The 5,146-nt window shown below is 45.5% G+C and carries 6 protein-coding genes and 1 pseudogene; 3 read left to right on the top strand and 4 right to left on the bottom strand.

Going from position 1 to position 5,146, the window contains the following annotated elements:
• Positions 1-119: 119 nt before the first annotated feature.
• The 4 genes from hflD to B3O33_RS00750 are packed head-to-tail and all read right to left on the bottom strand — an operon-like array spanning position 120 to position 2,851.
• Complete coding sequence (hflD, locus tag B3O33_RS00765) at positions 120-752, bottom strand: high frequency lysogenization protein HflD (RefSeq protein ID WP_292359296.1); 633 nt, start codon at positions 750-752, stop codon at positions 120-122.
• The gene (mnmA, locus tag B3O33_RS00760) at positions 749-1,852 is read right to left on the bottom strand and encodes a tRNA 2-thiouridine(34) synthase MnmA (protein WP_292359298.1); all 1,104 of its coding nucleotides are present in this window, start codon (positions 1,850-1,852) and stop codon (positions 749-751) included. Before mnmA ends, hflD begins: the two co-directional genes overlap by 4 nt.
• A 2-nt stretch (positions 1,853-1,854) precedes the next feature.
• Positions 1,855-2,220, bottom strand: coding sequence for an NUDIX domain-containing protein (locus tag B3O33_RS00755; RefSeq protein WP_292359300.1), 366 nt, complete (start codon positions 2,218-2,220; stop codon positions 1,855-1,857).
• Positions 2,153-2,851 carry a pseudouridine synthase gene (locus B3O33_RS00750; RefSeq protein ID WP_292359301.1) on the bottom strand — a complete coding sequence of 233 codons (699 nt, stop codon included), beginning with the start codon at positions 2,849-2,851 and terminating at the stop codon, positions 2,153-2,155. Before B3O33_RS00750 ends, B3O33_RS00755 begins: the two co-directional genes overlap by 68 nt.
• A 57-nt stretch (positions 2,852-2,908) precedes the next feature.
• Between B3O33_RS00750 and icd the strand changes: the two genes are divergently transcribed.
• From icd to B3O33_RS00735, 3 genes and pseudogenes are all read left to right on the top strand, one after another.
• A complete protein-coding gene (gene icd / locus B3O33_RS00745; protein WP_292359303.1) occupies positions 2,909-4,162 on the top strand; it encodes an NADP-dependent isocitrate dehydrogenase in 1,254 nt (417 codons plus the stop codon).
• A gap of 9 nt (positions 4,163-4,171) precedes the next feature.
• Positions 4,172-4,654: an FKBP-type peptidyl-prolyl cis-trans isomerase gene (locus B3O33_RS00740; protein ID WP_292359305.1), complete on the top strand. Its 483-nt coding sequence runs from the start codon at positions 4,172-4,174 to the stop codon at positions 4,652-4,654.
• 70 nt (positions 4,655-4,724) lie between these two features.
• A pseudogene (locus B3O33_RS00735) lies at positions 4,725-5,146 on the top strand (D-hexose-6-phosphate mutarotase); the annotation flags it as partial.

Below are 5,146 nucleotides of genomic sequence, written 5' to 3'. Positions count from 1 at the left end.
AATCATAGGCGGCCGCACATGGCTCTAAAATACAAAACGCCCGATGCGGTGCATCGGGCGTTTTAATCGAAATAAGTGTCAACTTATTTCAGGACAAGACAGGGTTTTACTAAAAGTTTTCAGGTTTGAGCGTGTAATTCTGTTGCTGCCTGTAATAATTTATTACTTTGTAATAAAAACTGCCAGCGCCGGCCACCTTTCTGCTGCCATAAAACCGCGGCTCTTATGCCCGTTAATAATAACGCTCGAATACGATTGACGTTGTCAGCTTGTTGCAAAAATCCTGAATCACCGAATACCTGAATACGTGGTGTAAGTTCACTGAGCGTACGCTGATAGATATCGGCAAAACGGGCAATGACCTGTGGGCTGGTGATACTGCCGAAATACTCAATCTGCTGCGGAATCTGATCCAGTTCTCGGGTAATCAGATCCAACATCGCTGGACGTTTACGTAGCTTACGTTCCAAATGCAAAATTCCAATGGCATAGCGCAACATCACAATATCGCCAGGTTGTTTACGTTTAGATAATTGGTTATTGAATTGATATAAACCGGTTTTTAATTTACTGATTTCACCATAAACTGATTCAGTATCTGGCGCATCCATTACCAGCAAACTTTGCAACATAGTCTGCATATCGTCGTTATCAACTTGGCCAGTTTCTGCGATTTGTTTAACCAAAGTAACCGATTGCATCAAAGCCGAAAGGGCGATCACCCGTTCATGAATAATTGTTTTCTGAGTCATGGATGCATTCCTGGTGCATTGGTATCAACAATAATGCCGCCGCCAAGGCAGACATCATCTTGATAAAACACCACTGATTGTCCTGGTGTGACGGCACGTTGTGGTTCATCAAACTCAACCTGAATATTGCCATTATCATCCTGTGTAATGAGACAGGCTTGATCTGGCTGACGATAGCGAGTTTTAGCACTGGCACGGCAAGGCAACTCTGGTGCTTCACCGGCCACCCAGGAGAGTTGTTCAGCAGTCAATTTAGTGCTGTAAAGCCATTCATGTTCACCTTGAACAACATACAAGATGCGGTTTTCCATATCCTTGCCAGCGACAAACCAAGGCTCGCCACTGCTGTCTTTTCGGCCACCAATACCAAGTCCCTGACGTTGGCCGAGGGTGTAGTACATTAACCCTGAATGTTCGCCAATTTTTTCGCCTTCAGGGGTACGCATTTCGCCAGGTTGAGCTGGAATATAACGTCCCAGAAATTCACGGAAGCGTCGCTCACCGATAAAGCAGATGCCAGTGCTGTCTTTTTTGTCGTGATTGATAAAGCCAGCTTTTTCGGCAATTTGACGTACTTCGGTTTTTGGTAACTCGCCCAGCGGAAAAAGGGTACGGGATAATTGCGCCTGACCGAGTGTATAGAGGAAATAACTTTGATCTTTGGTGTTGTCGAGACCTTTTAATAACTGAAATTTTCCATCGCGCTCCCTGACCCGTGCGTAATGTCCGGTTGCAATCAGATAACCACCCAATTCCATGGCGTGATCCAAAAAAGCTTTAAATTTAATTTCACGGTTACACAAAATATCAGGGTTAGGCGTTCGTCCTGCCTGGTACTCCTCAAGAAAATGTTTGAATACATAATCCCAGTATTCCATAGCAAAATTGGCTTCGTGAAAAATAACACCAACTTTGTCGGCTACGGATTGTGCGTCTTTACGATCTTCTTCAACCGTACATTCACTTTCATCGGCATAGTCGATCCAGTTTTTCATAAACAGGCCTTCGACATCGAAACCTTGTTGCTTCAGTAACAACACAGCGACAGAGGAGTCCACACCACCGGACAGACCGACGACTATTTTTTTGTGTTCAGACATAATTAATCAGCTAATAAATCAAGTGGGTAACGCTTACCGGAAAGATAGTCCTGTAGACACTGCTCGACCAAAGGGCTGCGATATTGTGCCCGCCGTTGCTGGATGGTGGGAGCATCCAGCCAAACTGCCTGATGAATATCACTATCCAATGGCCTATCAAGGTGTTCTCCAAGGCTTCCGCTAAAACAGAAACGTATGTATGTATTCTGTGTTTGTTGATGTCGCCAGCGATAAATACCTATCAATGATTCAGGAATGAACTGCCAGGCAGTTTCTTCAAGTGTTTCCCGGATAACGGCTTCAACCAGGCTTTCGCCGTCTTCGAGATGGCCGGCTGGCTGGTTGAGTTTGAGTTCGCTGCCGATCATTTCCTCGACCATCAGAAATTGCTGGTCGCGTTCTATTACGGCGGCTACGGTGGTTCTTGGAGTCCAAATCATCGGCGTATTTTATCACGGTCTGAAAATTAACTTCGCACCATTGTCCCGGTTGCAGATCATTTAATTGCCATTGACCAATCGCGACACGGATCAATCTTAATGTTGGATGACCAACGGCTGCGGTCATCCGGCGTACCTGACGGTTTTTGCCTTCACTGATTTGCAGTTCAATCCACTGGGTGGGAATGGATTGCCGAAAACGAACTGGTGGATGTCTTTCCCATACTTCAGGTGGGTCGATCAGTCGAGCTTTTGCAGGTTTAGTCACTCCATCTTTTAGCAGAACGCCTTGTTGCAATTGTTTAATTGCAGAGGCATCCGGGATGTTTTCCACTTGTGCCCAGTATGTTTTGCTTAATTTATGACGCGGATCGCTGATATGATGTTGTAATCGGCCATCGTCGGTCAGCAATAATAATCCTTCACTGTCACGATCCAGGCGTCCAGCCGGGTAGACATCCGCTATATCAATGTAATCTTTTAACGTTGTTCGACCGTCTTTGTCATTGAATTGTGTCAGTACATCGTAGGGTTTATTAAAAGCAATTAATTTGGTCATGGTTATATCAGTGCCAGAGATCATGTAAAATGCCACTTTTATTTTCAGGAGCCGTGCATGGCATATCAACACATTAGTGTACCGGAACAGGGTGCAGCCATCGGCGTTAATGCCGATTATTCATTAGATGTACCAAGTCAACCGATTATTCCTTTTATTGAAGGTGATGGCATCGGTGTTGATATCACGCCGGCCATGATTGATGTGATTGATGCAGCAGTATACAAAGCTTATAGCGGCGAACGTAAAATTGCCTGGATGGAAGTCTATGCCGGTGAAAAAGCGACACAGCTCTATGGCACAGAAACGTATCTTCCAGAAGAAACCATTGAGGCTTTGAGAGAATACTCTGTCTCAATTAAAGGCCCGTTAATGACTCCGGTGGGGGGGGGGATTCGCTCTTTGAACGTTGCATTGCGACAAACGCTGGATTTATATGTTTGTCAGCGTCCGGTTCGTTACTATCCAGGTACACCGAGCCCGGTAAAATCGCCTGAAAGTATTGATATGGTTATCTTCCGGGAAAACTCTGAGGATATTTATGCCGGTATTGAATGGCCTGCAGAAAGCGCTGAAGCAAAGAAAGTCATTGCTTTTTTACAGAACGAAATGGGGGTAACCAAAATTCGATTCCCGGATACATCCGGTATCGGCATCAAACCCGTTTCACAGGAAGGTACCGAAAGATTGGTGCGCAAAGCTATCCAATACGTTATTGACAACGATCGTGATTCGTTGACCCTGGTACATAAGGGAAACATCATGAAGTTCACTGAAGGCGCTTTTAAACAGTGGGGTTATGATCTTGCTGAGAAAGAGTTTGGTGCAACACCGCTGGATGGTGGTCCCTGGAAAACCTTTAAAAATCCAAATACCGGTAAAAAAATCGTTATCAAAGACTCGATAGCCGATGCTTTTTTACAGGAAATCCTGTTACATCCTAAAGATTATGATGTGGTTGCCACATTGAATCTGAATGGAGATTATATTTCTGATGCTCTGGCCGCACAGGTTGGAGGAATCGGCATCTCACCGGGTGCAAATTTAGCGGATGCCGTTGCGATGTTTGAAGCAACACATGGCACAGCACCAGCCCTGGCTGGAAAAAATAATGCGAATCCGTCATCATTAATCCTATCGGCCGAAATGCTTTTACGGCATTTAGGTTGGGTCGAAGCGGCAGATCTGGTCGTTTCCGGCGTCTCAGGCGCCATTTCAAATGCACGTGTCACCGGTGATTTAGCTCAGGCTATTGGCGTCGATGCGTTGAGTTGTAGTGATTATGCTGCAGCTGTTATTCAAAACATGTAAGGAGTTTCCATGAAAGTTGCAGACAATAAAGTAGTCGTGATTGACTACACGCTCACCGACAACAGCGGCACAGTCATTGATAGTAGTGAAGGTGCCGGCCCGCTGGCGTATCTGCATGGTGCAGGCAATATTATCCCTGGTTTGGAAGATGCCCTGATGGGCAAAGAAACTGGCGATAAAGTTCAAGCCAGTATTGAACCAGCAAATGCGTATGGCGAACGCCATGAAGCATTAAAACAAGATGTCCCTGCTGAATTGTTCAGTGGTGTTGAAAAAGTTGAAGTGGGTATGCAGTTCCAGTCAGAAACTGAGCAAGGTCCGGTTTTAGTCACTGTCGTTGCCATCAACGATGAAACTGTTACTGTAGACGGAAATCACCCACTGGCGGGTGTTCATCTGAACTTTGATGTAGAAATACGTGAAGTGCGTGAACCGAGTGCAGAAGAGCTGGAACATGGACATGTTCATGGTGAAGGCGGCCACCAGCACTAAAAGCTAGATTTAATACTTAGTCTCAAAGGCGGGCATTGTGCCCGTCTTTTTGTTTCAGACGTAGAAATACATGCAAACTATTGAACAATTAAAACAACAATTTGCCATAACTGATCGCCTGGACTTTTCCATGGGACCTTCCGGGTGTGTGATGATCGATATTGATACCCCTTGTGCCAAAGCGCGAATAGCACTTCAGGGTGCTCAGGTTTTATCTTATCGACCAGCTGATGCAATACATGATCTCTTGTTTTTGAGCCAGTTGAGTCGCTATGGCGACAGGCGTGCAATTCGCGGTGGTGTACCCGTTTGCTGGCCCTGGTTTGGTGATGATCCCAGTGGTAAGGGGCGACCTGCACATGGTTTTGCGCGCAATCGTATCTGGGATTTGACCGCTGTTCAGCAAACTGAAAATGATGGCATTAAATTAATACTGTCATTAACACCCGATTCACAGGATGAAATACTTTGGCATTGTGCATATGCGCTGAA

The sequence above is a fragment of the Methylophaga sp. UBA1464 genome, assembly GCF_002325665.1.
In the GTDB taxonomy this organism is placed as follows: domain Bacteria; phylum Pseudomonadota; class Gammaproteobacteria; order Nitrosococcales; family Methylophagaceae; genus Methylophaga.
Note: the sequence above shows the minus strand (reverse complement) of the source record. Positions and strands in the feature narration are given on the sequence as shown.